Here is a 17,267-nt window from a genome sequence, read left to right on the forward strand (position 1 = left end):
GAAGCAGAATGAATCGTGAGTTTGCCATTCCCGAAACAGCTTTTATACTGCATTTGTTTGAAGAGGATACCGACCTCAAATCACTGAATGGTTATGCACTAGCCAAAGCAGGGGACAAAGAAGCTGCACTCACACTCATTGGTGATTGTTAACGCCGGACGTAACAAACACTTCTTAGCCAATAAGCGAATAATTCGCCTTTTAAATGAGAGGTTTGGTGATGGAATCAAAGACATCTTCGGAATTGCACCCCACGCACTTACCGCCAACGAAGCCAACTACCTTATTGGTTTCCGTACAGTTGACGAGATCAGAAGTCGATGCATTAAGGCAAAAAAAGAAATTAATCTCCGCTTACGCGCAAAAGGCATTACTCAAATACCTTAAACCGGCTGCTTAATAACGTGTTCATCACCTCAAAAAAGTCTTCGTGCGCGAAGGTATCAGTGCCGAAGGCGAAGCCACCATGCCCAAATTCACAGGTAGCGCCTAATCATTCACTCGCAGATGATGTTTCGTGGGGTATATAATCACAACATCGGCAACACTCACAGGTATCACCACCATGAACCAAGCCACCTACGACCAAGACCTCTACACATGGTCATTACAACAATCACAACTCCTGCGCGAACGCAAATTTGACCAAGTAGACTGGGAACACATCATCGAGGAAATCGAAGACATGAGTAAGTCCGAAAAGCGTGCCCTGCAATCCTTTTTGGAAACCCTGCTCATGCACCTGCTCAAATGGCAGTATCAACCTGCTTATCAAGGAAATAGTTGGAAATTTACCGTTATCGAACAACGCGAACGCATCCTTGAGCATTTACAGGACAATCCGGGCTTAAAAAGCAAACTACCTGAATTAATAATCAGGGCTTATGGCTATGCTGTAAAAGGTGCAGTACGTGAAACGGGTTTGCCTATCAGTCATTTCCCCGAAAACTGCCCGTGGACATATGAAACCTTTATGGATGAGACATTCTGGCCAGAATCAGGCATTACCCCGTAGCATCACCATGTTCTTCATCTACATCTACGGCGCAGGCGGTCACGGCAAAGTCGCTTTTCACACACTGACCCAAAGCGGTACACAAGTCGAGAATTTCATCGACGACAAGGCGCGTGGGCGCTTATGCGGTCTTCCGATACTTTCACCCCCCAACCCCCTCTCCCAGAGGTAGAGGGGGGGCTGGAACTCAATCTGTCTTAGCCCCTCTACCTTTGGGAGAGGGGTTGGGGTGAGGGTAGAACGCAACCCAAGAAAGCCAAACCATGCTAAACGGTAATGGCAACTTAATTGCCACCGCTTGCAAGTCGACATCAACAAAACCCGCGACCTGCTCGGCTGGACACCACCCATCAGCGTCAATGAAGCCCTACGCCAAACCGCTCAAGCCTACCTGCAAGCCTTACGCTAAACTGTTACACTGACCCCTGCCATTCACAGGGAAGCCCACCATGCCCAAACACTTCAACACCACCGGCCCCGTCCACCCCGAAGACCACTACGCCATCGACCCGATGAGCCGACTCGACTGGGAAGAAATCCACGCGCTCATCGACGCAAAGAAATTCTTCGTCCTCCACGCCCCACGCCAAACTGGCAAAACCACCACCCTGCTGGCGATGGCGGACGTATTGAACCAATCCGGCGACTACACCGCCCTTTACATCAACGTGGAATCCGCACAATCTGCCCGTGGCAATGTCGCAGAAGGCATGAAGCGCATCGTGTACAGTCTAGTGGAAGGGGCAGCCATTCGTCTAAAAGATACCCGCCTGCGCGAATGGCGTGAAACGATCTGGGACAACAGCGGCCCACACGGTGCATTTCACGGCTTACTCAGCCGCTGGGCGCAAGAAAATGCCAAACCCATCGTGCTAATGATCGACGAAGTGGATGCCCTCGTCGGCGACACCCTCATTTCCCTCCTGCGCCAATTGCGTGAAGGCTACATTGGTCGCCCCGGCATCCCTTTCATCCAAACGGCCATCCTCTGCGGCGTGCGTGATGTGCGCGACTACCGCATCCACACCGCACACCACGAAATCATTACCGGCGGCAGTGCTTTCAACATCAAAGCCAAATCCTTGGTAATGGGCAGTTTCAACCCAACCGAAATACAAACACTTTACCAACAACATACCACCGAAACCGGACAAATTTTCGATCCCGACATCTTCCCCGAACTCTGGGAAGACACCCGTGGGCAACCTTGGCTAGTCAATGCACTGGGGAATGAGCTAACGTGGGAAGACAAAACAGCCCGTGACCGCACCACCCCCATTACGTTGGAACGCTACCGCGCCGCCCGTGACAGTCTGATCCGATCACGTGCGACTCACCTGCACCAATTGACCGACAAATTGCGCGAACCACGGGTACACCGCCTGATCGCAGCAATATTAGCAGGCGATGAAAACCTCAGCGGTATTCCTGCCGATGATCAAGAATACGTTGTCGACCTAGGGCTAATCGAAGCCCGCCCCCAAATGCGTATTAGCAACCGCATCTATCAGGAAATCATCCCCCGCGAACTGATCTGGGTCGAACAAACCAGCATCATGCAACAGCAGGCCTGGTATCTCACCCCGCAGCGGCACATCGACATGCCCAAACTCCTTACCGCTTTCCAACAGTTTTTCCGCAAAAACTCCCAAAGCTGGATCGAACGCTTCGACTACAAAGAAGCCGGGCCACAACTGCTGCTGCAAGCCTTCCTGCAACGGATTATCAACGGCGGCGGGCGCATCAACCGCGAATACGGCTTAGGCAGAAAACGCACAGACCTGCTTATCGAATGGCCTGTCGATGAAACAAAGGGCTATTACGGCGAAATTCAACGCATCGTGCTGGAACTCAAAATCCTCTATAAATCACTAGAAGCCACCGTTGCCGAAGGGCTGGAACAAACCGCAGGCTATGCTGACCAGTGTGGCGCAACCGAAGCCCACCTGATTATCTTCGACCGCCGCCCCGAAATAACATGGGATGATAAAATCTGGCAACGTGCAGAACAATGGCAAGGTCATACATTAGGCGTATGGGGAATGTGATAAACACCTCAAGGAAAACCCAGCCCAAACAGTAAACTGGTCGAGGTGTGTGAATCAGCTTACGAATATGCCGTAAAAAACTTATGAAATTACGTGATGACTATCACAGCGCTTATGTAATCTACCAATTACAATCATCATCAACATCTTACAACATTTAATAAACTAGCGTTTCAGTGTGCTAGGCGGCTGATGGTGTATCAATTTTATAGAGTAAACCTCTATTGTGGGAAAGAACTAATGAAACGTAAAAAACCTTATTCTAGCATCTTCCAACTGCAACGCTGGCAAAAACGTTTGTTGATGCTCACAACCGATCTGGTTCTTTTACCCTTAGCCGTTTGGGCTGCATTTGCGATGCGTTTGGGTAGCTGGACTCCCGACTTAAAAGATGGTGTATGGTTATTAGTGTTAGCACCGTTAGTGAGCATCCCAGTCTTCACTAAATTTGGATTGTATCGTGCCATTATCCGTTATATTGGGGGGCAAGCTATCCAAGCAACATTTGCGGGTGTTTTACTGTCCACCATGATCCTTGCGGCACTAGCAAGCCTATTCGATGCGGAAGGCATCCCTCGTTCCGTTTACCCGATATATGTTGGCACTGCCTTCCTATTGATTGGTGGCAGCCGTTATCTTATTCGGCGCTACTACCGGTTCATGCGGGATAATAAGGGCAACAAAATTCCGGTGGCTATCTACGGCGCAGGGGAATCCGGCAGACAATTGGCGAGTATGTTAACGCGCAGCCCAGAATACGCCCCAATACTCTATCTGGATGATGAAGCCACCTTACACAACACCACAATTTCAGGCATAAAAGTCTATGCCCCCCTGCTGCTACCGATTTTGATCGAAAAGCACCAGATACAACAAGTGCTGCTTGCCATACCTTCCGCCAGCAATGCACGCCGCCGCGACATTATCGCCCAACTGGAAAAGCTCCCAATACATGTGCGCACGATTCCCAGCCTCAACGAACTCGTTTCAGGCAATAGCGACATTGACCATTTGCGGGAAATTGATATTGAAGAATTGTTAGGGCGCATCCCTGTTGCTCCTGATGAAACCTTGCTCAGCGCTAATATCTATCAAAAAAACATTATGATTACCGGCGCAGGCGGCTCAATTGGTTCAGAATTGTGCCGTCAAATCATTCGCTTATCACCTAGCCGGTTGGTATTATTTGAATCTTCCGAACTGGCGCTCTACCAGATCGAGCGAGAACTGCAAGAATTCATGGCGCACGAAAAGCTGAATATCCCCCTGATTCCAACCCTTGGCTCAGTGCAAGACCGTTTACGGGTAGAAGAAACTCTGCGGGCTAACTGCATCCAAACGCTTTACCATGCCGCCGCTTACAAGCATGTGCCGATGGTAGAGTGCAACCCGATAGAAGGGATTCGCAACAACACTTTCGGTACATTTTATACCGCCCAAGCCGCGCTGAACGTGGGCGTAGAACGCTTTGTACTTATTTCGACGGACAAGGCTGTACGCCCAACCAATGTCATGGGTGCAAGTAAACGTCTTTGCGAACTAGTCCTACAAGGTTTCAGCCAAGTATCCCGTAAAACGGTCTTTTGCATGGTGCGCTTTGGTAATGTGCTGGGGTCATCCGGCTCAGTTGTACCCCTATTCCGTCGCCAGATACAAGAAGGCGGGCCAATCACTGTCACGCACACTGACATTATCCGTTTTTTTATGACCATTCCCGAAGCAGCACAACTGGTAATACAAGCCGGTGCCATGGCCAAAGGTGGCGAAGTTTTTCTGTTGGATATGGGCGAACCCGTCAAGATTCTTGATCTTGCCAAACGCATGATCCATCTTTCTGGCTTGCGTTTACAAAATGACGCCAACCCTCACGGTGACATCCGTATTGAAGTGACTGGCTTGCGCCCCGGTGAAAAACTTTATGAAGAACTTTTAATTGACAGCGATGCCGAGAAAACCGAACACCCTCGTATTTTCAAAGCAAACGAAAACTGCCTGCCTTGGCTAGAACTCGAAGCAGTACTGGACAAGTTACGCCATGCTTGCGAACAACGTCACTTAAGCATGGTCTACCAACTTCTCAGTGAAAATGTGCAGGGATATGTTAATAAATCTGCGGCATCCATGCCCTCTTCTGCGGTTGTATTAACGTTACCGATGAAAAAAGTAGGCACATAAAAATAGTTAAATGACGTGATGAATCTCACACCCATCAGGCAATAAATACTTTATACTAAATGGATGATAGATTTACACAGCCACCTTTTACCTGCACTCTGTGACGGTTCACAAAACGTAGAAACGTCATTGGCAATGGCGCGTCTCGCAGTTGCTGATGGCACCACTCATTTGGCATGTACCCCGCATATTTATCCGGGCGTGTATCCAAATTCTACGGCTACTATCGCACCGGCTCTGCGTAATATGCAAGCGGAACTGGACGCACGTAACATTCCCCTGACATTGATCATGGGGGCTGATGTCCACATGGTTCCAGAGGTTATGGACGGTTTGAAACAGGGCAGAATTCCCACGCTGCACGATTCGCGCTATTTCTTGCTTGAACCCTCACACCATGTACCAGTACCGCACTTTATTGCGCAAATTGAAAATTTTTTAAATGCCGGTTACATCCCGGTGATTACTCACCCCGAACGGCTACGCTGGTTGGATGAACATTATCAAGAATTTATTCAGGCAGCACGTATCGGCGCTTGGTTGCAAATTACGGCTGGAGCCATCACCGGAAATTTTGGACCATCTGCCAAAAACAGGGCTGAACGTTTGTTGCGCGACGGTGTCGTACACTTGATTGCCTCAGATGCACACAGTATTGAACATCGCCCCCCGATTCTGTCGGCAGGCGTAGCCAAAGCCATTGGCATCATTGGCGATGAGAGCGAAGTAATGCGCATGGTTCAAGGTCGCCCACAAGCGATTTTGGATAATGCTGAACCTGACACATTGCCTTTACCTGCTGGGTTATTGAGGCAAACAACACAACCAATACAGCGACCAATCAAGCAAAATTGGTATAACCGTTTGTTTCGCTGATTAGATGACTGAAAATAAATCAAGTTTAAATAGGGTTTCTTATGAATGCGTCTGTACAACACACAAGATTTTCGCTGGCGGTAACGGCGCTAATCTGCTGCTTAGGGTTATCCGCCTGTAGTACAACGGGGGGTAGCGCATCAACGGCTGATAGCAATAATGATGCGGTGACAGCTCAACTTTTTTCAAATGCCAATGAATTGGATTACACCTCATCCTCTGAACAAGCCAGCATCGCCGCTGGTGATATGCTCGATATCAAAGTGTTTCAAGCCGATGAGCTATCTGGCAAAGTGCGCGTTGATACCAACGGGCAAATTTCTTTACCCCTGATCGGCGCACTCACAGTAGCAGGCTCAACCCCTATTGAAGTAGAAAAAAAACTCACTGTATTGTTAGGTAAGAAATATTTGCAGAACCCACAAGTGACTGTTTTTATGGAAAGTTTTACTAACCAGCGCGTGACCGTGGAAGGCGAGGTAAAAAAACCCGGTGTTTACCCTATCACGGGTGCTGTTACTTTATTGCAAGCTATTGCGATGAGTGAAGGTTTATCAGGGTTGGCAGACTCTTCTAAAATCGTCTTATTTCGACGCAGTGCTGATCAAACCAAAGCTTATAATCTCAACATTGATGCTATTCGTGATGGAAGAATGCGTGATCCTTATTTACGGGGCGACGATCGTGTGATTGTACACCGTTCTGATAGTCGCTACTGGTTACGCGAAACCGCTAGCCTGTTAAGCCCCTTCTCCGCGATCAACAATATTCTAAGATAACGTAATCGGGATTATTACCATGACACACCGAAATATTCATTCTGAACCCGAAGCGTTACAACCGAATCAAGGGCTAGTTCCCGTGCAACAGCGGGCGCTGGTAGCTACTCAATACGATTCCCTCAATCGTCAGGATGACAACAATGATGATGAAATTGATCTACGTGAATTATGGTCAGTCATCAAGCGGCGCAAAGGTACGATATTTTTAATATTTGTACTGGTTTCCTTGATTAGTTTACTAGTAACGCTGAGTATGACACCCATTTACCGTGCCAGTGTTACCCTAGAAATCAATACCGAAGAAAAACGAGTACTGGATTATGATGTTGAAGCGGGTGCACAACGTCCGACCGACAATAAAGACTTTTACCAAACCCAGTATGAATTATTAAAAAGTCGCAGCTTAGCAGATCGGGTTATTAATACCATGGGGCTGGAGTCTCGTTTGAAAGGGGATGAAATTGCACGCCCGTTTTATGCAGATACCCTGGATACGATCAAAAGCTGGTTCACTCCGGTAGCCGATACTGCCGCTGATGCGACAACCGACAAAAATGATTCGGATATGGCTTCTAAACGCGGGGAACGCCCACTGTCTAGTGTGTTCTTAGCAAATGTCACGGTAGCTCCTGTTAAAAACTCTAAAATCGTTACCGTCCACTACGATGACCCTGACCCTGAAATGTCTGCCTTAGTCGTCAACACGTTGGCTGATAGTTATATTAATATGAATTTGGAACGTCGCGCTGGCTCAACCGACTACGCGAAAAAGTTTCTCGAAGAACAATTGGTACAAACTAAAAGCAAACTAGAAGAGTCCGAAGGGAAATTGGTTCAATACGCAAAAGATAAATCTATTTTTAACACCGATGACAAAACCAGCTTGGTTTCCCAAAAACTACAAGGGCTTAGCACTGCACTGACGGAAGCGGAAAAGAATCGTATTACGGCAGAAAGTGACTTCAAACAAGCACAAGCTAGCAAAAGCCTCAACCGCGTGCAAGGCAGCATGGTCATTCAACAACTCAAAACCAGCAAAGCTAAACTACAAGCAGATTATCAGGAAAAACTGCAAATTTATAAACCTGACTACCCATTAATGCAACAATTGCAACAACAAATTACTGAATTGGATCAGGAAATTCGCCGTGAATCATCTCTGGAAACAAATACAGCACAAAGCGCACTTCAGTCAGAATACATGGCTGCCAAACAAAAAGAAACGCAATTAACAGCAGAAGTAGAGAAATACAAACAGGAATTATTAAACAGTCAAGATAAAAGCATTGGTTACAATACGCTGCAACGTGAAGTGGAAACCAATCGCCAGTTATACGAAGGTTTACTCCAACGGGTTAAAGAAGTTAACGTCGCAGGTTTAGCGAATACTAACAATATCGCCATTGTTGATACGGCATTAGTACCCTATCAGATTCACAAACCTAACAAACGCTTGAATTTGGCTTTAGGGGCAGTATTAGGAATCTTCATTGGTACCGTGATTGCCTTCCTGCTGGAGTTTCTGGATGACCGCATCAAAAGCACCGAAGATTTAGAAAAGGTGCTGCCTATCCCTGTACTCGGCATAGCACCAACCGGTGGTAAAGAAGTCAAGCAACATAATTATGCATTACTGACCATAGAAAAACCGACATCCGCCGTAGCGGAATCGTTCCGCTCATTGCGAACCAATCTGATGTTTGCCACCCGTGAGGGCGCACCAAAAGTAATGAACGTTACCAGTTGTGATGCCAGCGAAGGCAAAACCAGTACTACTGTTAATTTAGCAACCGCATTCGCTCAAGCAGGTAAAAGAGTATTATTGATTGATGCTGACTTGCGTAAACCCACATTGCATAAACATTTCAAGCTGGATAATTCCAAAGGTTTTTCACATTACTTAGTGGGTCAAGAACATCTGGAAAGTGTTATACAAGAGTCTTTTATTCCAGAGGTGTATGTCATGACCTCCGGTCCGCTTTCACCTAATCCAGTTGAATTACTATCCAGTGAACGTTTAAGCGAGTTAGTGGCTTTTATCGACAGTCCTGCCTGCCATTTTGATATTATCTTACTCGATTCCCCGCCCGTCCTAGGTTTAGCGGATGCCCTAGTCATTGGCAATCGCACTCACGCAACATTGCTGGTAGCTGCTTGGAATCAATCGCATAAACGTCCATTGCAAGCGGCATTCAACCGCCTGCGGCAAGCACGCAATAATGTCATTGGTGTTGTCATGACCAAAGCCAAAGGCAATACAGGCGGCGCTTATTACAATTATGACTACTATTACACCTATGGCGACAAGAAAGCGCTAGACAATAGAGCGGCTTAAGGCGTGATGGTGAATATCTTGCTCTGGCGCGGCGCATTAATACTGTTCGCACTGCTAACAGTGTACTTCAGTGTTAGCTACCGCGCAGGACACGTCGGGCCAGATGATTTTATTGATACCCGACGCTCCACTGCTGATATTGCCCCTACTGGTTGGGTACAATTGGACAGTGATGACTGGTTTCAATTAGCCGAGCAGTCACAAGCAAAAACAGGGGACTTAACCCTTGATCAGACTTACACATTAAAAGCATTGGCTGCCAATATTACCAGTGGGCGGGCGCTGGCTCGCCTAGCTGACATTTATTATGAACAGGGTAAACAGAAACAAGCCGAAGAAATAGCACGCTTGGCCTCCCGACTGGTCACAGCGCAGTCGGAAACCCACCTACCCTTATCATTTTTTTGGGGGAAAACCGGGAAAACAGAGGAAATCGTTCAAACATGGCACGTTCTATTCATTCGCGAACCACAGTTACGTAATGCGTTATTTCCGCATATGCGAGCAATGGCTCGTGATAAAACCACCGCGCATTTAGTCGACGTGTTTGCAAAAAACCCACCTGTTTGGTGGGAAGCATTTTTTAATTATTTAGCACGAAATGAACAAACCCCCATCGAGTTGTTAGCACATTTATATCAAGTGCGTTTAAACTCGACTACACCTCTCAACGATAATGAAATGAAGGTTTATATTGATCGTCTAATAAAAGATAAACGATGGTCAGACGCTCACAATGTTTGGCTAAAAAGTTTACCAACCGATGCAAGTCATTATACTGACTTGATTTATGATGGCGGTTTCGAGAGTGAATGGTACAACATGGGTTTTAGCTGGTTTTTTCAAACTCATAAGCAAGTTAAAATCACCCCTAGCATCACCTTTGGCATGGAGGGAAAGCGGGCGCTCAAAATCCATTTCAGCGGCACCAAACATATAAAATTTCAGCATCTCTGGCAGCGTTTACTATTAAACTCGGTACCCTATGAATTAACTATGCGTTTCCGTGCAGATCAATTCATCACAAGCGAAGGCTTGAAATTACGAATATACTGCACCGAAAATAATCAAATTATTGCCGAGTCTCGTGCATTAAAAGAAAGCAAACAGTGGATTACGGAAACCATGACGTTTGAAATCCCCCCCGATAACTGCGAGTCACAACTATTGCGTTTAGAAGCCGCCAGTACATACGCTCATGACCAAGTGTTTAAAGGTACTGTTTGGCTTGATTCGATTCAATTACGTGAAACCATTCATGCCGAACAATAAGCTTATGCATCAGGACTCCATACAAACACCTCATTCAACACAAGTTCAATGGATATTTGTACTGAGTGCTGCTCTATTGTGTTTCGCCCCATTAATGCGGGGTGGCAGGATGTATCCTGCATTAATGATAATAGAAACTCTCAGCATTCTCTTATTGGTAATAGTTCTGTGGTATCCCCACCATAAGAAACACGTGCCTTTGTTAGCGTGGTTATTCATAATTATTGGCACCGCCATACCATTAATTTATTTAATCCCCATGCCACTTAACGTATGGCAGCAGCTACCCGGTCGAGCACTTTATGTTGAAAGTTTAGAAATATTGCAAGCAGCAGGCGTAACGACTCATTACCTGACGTTATCAGTCATTCCTTCACGCACACTAACCAGCCTGCTGGGTCTGTTGCCTGTCATCGCTATTTTTATTGCAACCTTACAACTACCCAAGCTCTATATTATACGGCTTGTGTATATCTTTTTAGCTGTAGCAACCTTTCAAGCGTCTATTGGTTTAATTCAATACGGCAGTGGTGCTGAATGGGCATTTTGGTGGCAAATCACAGACAGCAATAATGCAGTTGGCACGTATCCCAATCGAGATCATTTCTCAGCATTAATGGAACTTGCCATACCGATTGCTCTGGGGTTAACCGCCTATAACTTTCGGAATAAAAAACACGATAAAGAGCATAGAGAACAACGTGTTAATCAAACGTTGGTATTTTTCACCATTAGTTTAGTCTTAATTTTAGCAGGTATATTTGCCCGTTCGCGTACTGGGGTTGCGTTGGTCATGCTGGCTTTACTATTGTCTTCCGTAATATTTGCTCGACATATTGGAGGCAAACGTGCTTTAGGCTTTGGTGCGGCTATTACCGTTATCGCATTGGGCATTGCCACCAATATTGGGCTGATACCTGTCTTAAACCGTTTTGCTGTCGACCCGTTAGAAGACTTGCGCTGGGAAATTTTCGCCCAAACTTGGGAAGCCACTAAGCAATTTTTTCCTTGGGGTAGTGGACCGGGCACGTTTCAATCAGTATTTATGGCATTTCAGCCGTTAGAAGTACATAATTTTGTCAATCATGCACATAATGACTACTTGGAATTGCTGTTAGAAATTGGCATTTTCGGTATCGCATTGATAATGCTATTTTTAATGTTATACCTAAAAGGCTGGATTCAATTATATAAACGACGCAATAGCAGTGAAGCATGGGGGTATTTCTACTTCATTCAAATATCTGCTGGCATTAGTTTATTACTACTCTTATTACATGGCGTCACTGACTTCAATTTTCATACGCCTGCTAATACTATCTTTTTTGCTTTTTTAGGCGGTGTTTTTTTATTTAATTCTAAAAGACAATAACTGCATTTATTTTGATTCTGCTTTTATAGAAAAAAGCCCTCTTTCGAGGGCTTTTTTCATGGGAACAAGAGCTTATCCACCGCTAATTGGCGTTGGCGTTGGCGTTGGCGTTGGCGTCGGCGTTGGCGTTGGCGTTGGCGTTGGCGTTGGCGTTGGCGTTGGCGTTGGCGTTGGCGTTGGCGTTGGCGTTGGCGTTGGCGTTGGCGTTGGCGTTGGCGTTGGCGTTGGCGTTGGCGTTGGCGTTGGCGTTGGCGTTGGCGTTGGCGTTGGCGTTGGCGTTGGCGTTGGCGTTGGCGTTGGCGTTGGCGTTGGCGTCGGCGTTGGCGTCGGGTCAGATGAACCACCGGAGCCAGCCGCAATCACAACAGCAGCCACACCCGCACCTGCTAGTGCCAGCACACTAAAAGAACCACCTGCAAGTATACCGCCGCCCGCAGCGGATACTGCTGGAATGACGGAGATAGCTGTACCAACTCCAACACCTGTAACCGTTGCAGCCTGAGCTGCCGCAATAGCCGCAGTCACACCAGCAATGTTTGCAGCCGCTGCGGCTTGTAATGTTGCGGAAGCAACAACTGAAGCCAACTGACTACCAGCCAAACCAGGGATGGATGCTGCCACACCATTTGCAGCTTGAGCGATCATTGCCGCTGCTGCTTCACCGGTCAAACCGGCTGCGGCTGCACGTTGCGCGGCAGCTTGCGCGGCACTAAAAACAGCACTTTGCGCGTTAGACAATGCTGGACCTGACAAATTTGCAAACACTGGGGTTGTTAGCCCGCCCGCCAGTGCCACGGCAACCATTGCCGACATAGACAACTTTTTAACCACATTCATTTGGAAGCCTCCTTCCATACTATTCATTAGTGAAAATATATTATTTACTATAGCATCAGACTACCGCTATAATAAATTTTAGTTATTATAGTGCAGTTCGCCCATAAATCCAAGAATTTCAGCATTAATAATGTTAGGAATCAGCTTAAAGTGTATACTCAAATTGAGTTCGCCGTAAACGTTATGATAGATCGCCACGTAGATATGCCAGCTAGTCGTCATTTTCTTATTGCCGATCGCTATGAATTGGGGGAAAAACTCTCCTCAACGGCTCTCGGTAATGTTTTTCATGCACACGACTTCATCAGTGCTGATGAAAATGAGTCATTACGTCAAGTAATCATGTTCGCAGTGGAGCCACAAATCGTGGCTTATCCACACTTCTATGATGTGATGACGAAGATAATAGAGGAGTTTAGCAGGAAAAACCCTCTGTTACAGGTCATTGGAGCATGTGAAGATCAAGGAATTTACTGGATAATAATAGACGAACATTATCAAGAACTACTAATAAATAAATTGGCAAATGTGAGGAGTGCTGACCCAACCCTAGCGATGGACAATCTACGCCCCTTATTGCTCAAAACATTGGATGCAGTAAAACAGCTTAGGTCCAAGCACGGTTTTGGATTTATCGAACCTGGGGCAATTTTATGCATGAATAATGCATTTAAGCTTGTAAATTTACCAGTCGTATTGGCGTTACGGGTTTTAATAGCTATTGACTCTGACCAAAAACCTACTCTGGCACTACACTCACGCTATTGCAGCCCTCAAGTGGCTCACGGTCTGCTACCAACTTCACAGGATGATACATTTGCGATAGGGTGTATCGCTTATCACGTACTGCATGGCGCTCCTCCTTTTGCAGAATTAACTACCTTAGAAGCTTATGCCCAACACAAAACGCCACACTCACTGACTTACTTAAATCCAGAGTCACAAAAAAGTCTGCAACGCGCTCTAGCGTTGGAACGTTATGAGCGACAACTTTCCCCTTATGAGTTAGTACATGCGTTTATTAGCGTCCCAGTCGAGAACTTAGCCGATGATTCATCGTACATTTCACACATTCACCATCCGGCAACCATTACAGTGTCACTTGCATTGGTACTGTTACTAGGCTTAGGTATTTATCAAACTTATCAACAACCTGAAATATTTCTGACTGCACCAGCGAGCATTACCACCACAAATCAACATTTATCAGTGACTTTTAAGCCAAGCGTAGAACCGCAAGTTGATGAGCACAACATTCTCACCACAGCCACTTCACCTGAATCACCACAGACTGTGTACATTCAAACGGCTGAAACCACAACATCTGCTCCAGCGATTAAAACCACGCCTAAACCAACTATTAACCAGCCAATAACAACACCAAACGCTGCCACACTGGCTGCTAATGCACGCCCCAAACCAGCAACGCAACCCGTAACAAATACCACCTCCCCAAGGATCAAAGCTCCCTCTCCAACTACTGAAAAACCAACCATAACACATACTAATTTTGAAACCATTATAAGCGCACCCAAGACTACGGTAGCACCCAGTATGACTACGCCACCACAAACGGTGAGCCGAAATCCACAACCAGCAGTAGTTGTTATTCCTGTTGCCGAAAACACTTTTATCGTGGGTCAAAAACCACTGCCAACCATAGCCCCCCAACCCACAAGGAAGGTAAAAACCTCTCCAGCAGATTCTGCAAACGAACATATTTTCATTGTAGTCTCCGATTAATAGCAATTATTTTGACATAGGCCATAGAAATCAAAAGATTATATAATTACCATAATCGACATGACTGTGGATAAATGATAAAGAGGGCTGCTATGTTAGCAATGGATCAAAAGTGGAAAGACTGGCTAGATCTTAATATCTCACGTGGTAGTGAGGTAAAAGATTTGTACAGAATCATGCGAACTAATGGGTTCGATCCTCTCAGCATTCAACGCATGATGGGGGATAGGTATCCGACAGGTATTGAAGCCCAACCAATCAGCCATGCTGCCAATGTTGACTATCAAAATCTCGCCAACTTAATGGAAGTACGCGGTATTGCATTAGGTGCTCAACGCTTGAATACTGAGTTGATTCAACTGTATGCCATTGATAATTTTCTCACTGCTTATGAGTGCGAAAAAATATTGCAGCTAACAGCGCACAACCTCTCCCCTTCTTTAGTATCACACGATAATGGCGATAATGCATTCCGCACCAGCATGACCTGTCGCTTACACTGTCATGACGATCCTTTCGTTGGCTACATAGATGAAAAAATTGCACGCACGCTAGGTGTTTGCCTCTCTTATTCAGAACCCATTCAAGCGCAGCACTATGCGGAAGGCAAAGAATTCAAAGCGCATCATGATTATTTCACCCCGGATGCCCCTGTACACAGTGAATACACTCAAGAACAAGGTCAACGCACCTGGACTTTTATGATCTACCTGAATACCACCCTCAGAGGCGGGAGTACTTACTTTCCATATTTAGACTACGCTTTCCACCCCAAACAAGGACAGGCGGTCATTTGGAACAATTTATATGCAGATGGTTTACCCAACCGTTATACCTTACACCACGGAATGCCTGTCGAAGAAGGTTACAAAACCATCATAACCAAATGGTTTCGTGACCAAGGGGAGGGGAATATGTTTTGCGAGCAAATGACTCAGTGAACCTGATGGCTACCCTAGATAAGCAAGGGTAGCCCGCTCGAATAAAATACCATTAATTGGTACAGAAATACCCGCCCCCCGTCATGGGCTTACCATCTACATTCAATGCGGCCGGATGATAACCACTCGCTTTCTCAAAACCGCCAGCTCGGCAAGCCGCATCGCCGGTCGCTTGCAAATTAGCGGGAACCGGACCAAATGCACCGGGACGATCCCAGATAACATTATCACGCTTGCCTTGATTCACACCACCAGCATTATCAGACTTTAGCAGCTTTGGGGGATTTCTATCCGGTGCATTTCCGATTGTCGCCGTGGCACAACCAGAGATCATAAGCACAATGGCACATCCAAACACCGCAATTGAAGATTTTGATAAATTCATAGACATAGATAAGGGAACCTCTAAAAACCCGGCGTATTGCAACGGTTAGCGTTGGCCTATCGGCATTTTGTTAAAAAAACACCAACCCATCTCAATTTTTAGCACACCAAGCCACAATCAGGTTGTTTTTCCGCATTTTTGCTGTTTTTTCGGGAATTTCTCCATCAAATGGGCACAACTCCGCCCTCTCTGAGCGAACAGAGCCGACGCAGGTTATACACGGTTGCTTTGATGCTGAGGCCGAATACTGCCCGTGCCAACCCAATGCTGCGGATGGCTTTGCCACCCATCGCACAGATTGACCCAAACACATGCTCAACCCGTGCGCGGGGTCTGGCGATGCGGGTGTTGCGGCGTTTCTGGCAGTCGGATTGCGGCTTGCCTTTCTTGGCTTTGTGCTGGATGTGTAACCGCCAGCTACCTTGGTTGAGGCGTTGTTCACGGGATTGGTCTTCATAACCTTTGTCCGCCCATACGTCACGGCTGGTGTTGGCTCGGTCAAGCACCGCTTCAAAATGGTTGGTGTCATGCTCTTTGGCGGTGCTGATGTGGCGTTTGCGGATGAGTTTGTATTTCCGATCGGCACTGATACTGAGTTTGTAGCCGTGGTAGCTTTTGCCGTGTTTTTTCGTCCAGCTTGCTTCCGTATCCTTTTGGCGACGTTGGGCAGGTGTCCAGCCAGCGGGTGTTGCCGCTTGTTCCAACAGCGCTTTTTCTTCTTTGTGGAAATGTTGTTTAGGGGCTTCCACCAGCGTGGCATCGACGATTTGACCACCACGGGCAATAAAACCGTGTTGTTGTAATTGCCGTTGGACGGCATCAAACAGGGCATCCGCACCACCTGCCGCACTGATCCGTTCACGGAATACCCACAAGGTATTGGCATCCGGGATCGTGCTGGAATGACAGGCCACAAAACCGTTGGAACGACAGCCGGTCAAGCAATTGGTATTCCAATGCCTCGTCCGACAGGTTGTACAGGTGTTGCAACACCAAGACCCGTACCATCAGTTCCGTTGGGTAGGGTGGACGGCCTCCTCGCTTGTCACTTGGGCGTGGGGCGATGTGGTCGATTTCTGCTGCCAAGGCGACAAAGTTGACGTGCTGGTTCAGCGTGGACAGCAGGTCGCCCTTGCGGTCGAGTTTCTGTTCACGCTCTTCGGCGGCAAACAGACTGGTTTTGATGGCACTTTTCTTGGGCATGGCTAGTAACGGGGCGGTGGCTCAGATGAGCATTTTCTCACATTTGTGTGGGTATCAGTGGGTTTTTAGAGGTTCCCATAACTCCATTTCTGATTAAAGCAGCTATAAAAAATCGCAAAAGCCCTGCGTTTTGCCGTTAATGCAAAATTATTAATCACGCAAAATGCTAGATATATTCACATTAAATAATAGTACTTAATCAGAAAATATGTAAAAAATAATAAGGAAACACCCAATAATTTCAAACTGTTGAATGTATCAAACAGGTGATATTCACCGTATT

At 46.6% G+C, this 17,267-nt stretch carries 14 protein-coding genes and 1 pseudogene; 13 read left to right on the forward strand and 2 right to left on the reverse strand.

Annotated features, from left to right (window positions below):
• Positions 1-8 precede the first annotated feature (8 nt).
• The 13 genes from L2Y54_RS20675 to L2Y54_RS20735 all read left to right on the forward strand — a co-directional run bounded on the left by L2Y54_RS20675 (position 9) and on the right by L2Y54_RS20735 (position 15,396).
• Positions 9-152 (forward strand): hypothetical protein, encoded by a 144-nt coding sequence (locus L2Y54_RS20675; RefSeq protein ID WP_236498733.1) that lies wholly within the window; start codon positions 9-11, stop codon positions 150-152.
• A gap of 413 nt (positions 153-565) precedes the next feature.
• On the forward strand, positions 566-1,015 hold the full coding sequence (locus L2Y54_RS20680; protein ID WP_236498735.1) for a DUF29 domain-containing protein: 450 nt from the start codon (positions 566-568) through the stop codon (positions 1,013-1,015).
• A gap of 7 nt (positions 1,016-1,022) precedes the next feature.
• Entirely contained in the window at positions 1,023-1,187 is a 165-nt protein-coding gene (locus L2Y54_RS20685) for a PglD-related sugar-binding protein (protein WP_236502074.1), read from the forward strand.
• Positions 1,188-1,464: 277 nt separating this feature from the next.
• Positions 1,465-3,063, forward strand: a complete 1,599-nt coding sequence (locus L2Y54_RS20690; protein ID WP_236498737.1) for a DEAD/DEAH box helicase family protein — start codon at positions 1,465-1,467, stop codon at positions 3,061-3,063.
• A gap of 240 nt (positions 3,064-3,303) precedes the next feature.
• Positions 3,304-5,238 (forward strand): polysaccharide biosynthesis protein, encoded by a 1,935-nt coding sequence (locus L2Y54_RS20695; RefSeq protein WP_236498738.1) that lies wholly within the window; start codon positions 3,304-3,306, stop codon positions 5,236-5,238.
• Between the two features lie 63 nt (positions 5,239-5,301).
• Positions 5,302-6,114 (forward strand): tyrosine-protein phosphatase, encoded by an 813-nt coding sequence (locus L2Y54_RS20700; protein WP_236498740.1) that lies wholly within the window; start codon positions 5,302-5,304, stop codon positions 6,112-6,114.
• A gap of 41 nt (positions 6,115-6,155) precedes the next feature.
• Positions 6,156-6,893 carry a polysaccharide biosynthesis/export family protein gene (locus L2Y54_RS20705; protein WP_236498742.1) on the forward strand — a complete coding sequence of 246 codons (738 nt, stop codon included), beginning with the start codon at positions 6,156-6,158 and terminating at the stop codon, positions 6,891-6,893.
• 19 nt (positions 6,894-6,912) lie between these two features.
• Positions 6,913-9,231 carry a GumC family protein gene (locus L2Y54_RS20710; RefSeq protein WP_236498744.1) on the forward strand — a complete coding sequence of 773 codons (2,319 nt, stop codon included), beginning with the start codon at positions 6,913-6,915 and terminating at the stop codon, positions 9,229-9,231.
• A gap of 3 nt (positions 9,232-9,234) precedes the next feature.
• Positions 9,235-10,503, forward strand: coding sequence for a hypothetical protein (locus tag L2Y54_RS20715; protein WP_236498745.1), 1,269 nt, complete (start codon positions 9,235-9,237; stop codon positions 10,501-10,503).
• The gene (locus L2Y54_RS20720) at positions 10,490-11,875 is read left to right on the forward strand and encodes an O-antigen ligase family protein (RefSeq protein ID WP_236498747.1); all 1,386 of its coding nucleotides are present in this window, start codon (positions 10,490-10,492) and stop codon (positions 11,873-11,875) included. Before L2Y54_RS20715 ends, L2Y54_RS20720 begins: the two co-directional genes overlap by 14 nt.
• An 86-nt stretch (positions 11,876-11,961) precedes the next feature.
• Positions 11,962-12,279, forward strand: coding sequence for a hypothetical protein (locus L2Y54_RS20725; protein WP_236498749.1), 318 nt, complete (start codon positions 11,962-11,964; stop codon positions 12,277-12,279).
• Positions 12,280-12,802: 523 nt separating this feature from the next.
• Positions 12,803-14,455, forward strand: coding sequence for a serine/threonine-protein kinase (locus tag L2Y54_RS20730; RefSeq protein ID WP_236498751.1), 1,653 nt, complete (start codon positions 12,803-12,805; stop codon positions 14,453-14,455).
• Between the two features lie 92 nt (positions 14,456-14,547).
• Positions 14,548-15,396, forward strand: coding sequence for a 2OG-Fe(II) oxygenase (locus tag L2Y54_RS20735; protein ID WP_236498753.1), 849 nt, complete (start codon positions 14,548-14,550; stop codon positions 15,394-15,396).
• 52 nt (positions 15,397-15,448) lie between these two features.
• Here L2Y54_RS20735 and L2Y54_RS20740 read toward each other — a convergent pair whose 3' ends face one another.
• Both L2Y54_RS20740 and L2Y54_RS20745 read right to left on the reverse strand, forming a co-directional pair.
• On the reverse strand, positions 15,449-15,787 hold the full coding sequence (locus L2Y54_RS20740) for a hypothetical protein (protein WP_236498755.1): 339 nt from the start codon (positions 15,785-15,787) through the stop codon (positions 15,449-15,451).
• 158 nt (positions 15,788-15,945) lie between these two features.
• A pseudogene (locus L2Y54_RS20745) lies at positions 15,946-16,984 on the reverse strand (IS5 family transposase).
• Between the last annotated feature and the right edge of the window lie 283 nt (positions 16,985-17,267).

The sequence above is a fragment of the Thiothrix winogradskyi genome, from assembly GCF_021650935.1.
Classification (GTDB): Bacteria; Pseudomonadota; Gammaproteobacteria; order Thiotrichales; family Thiotrichaceae; genus Thiothrix; species Thiothrix winogradskyi.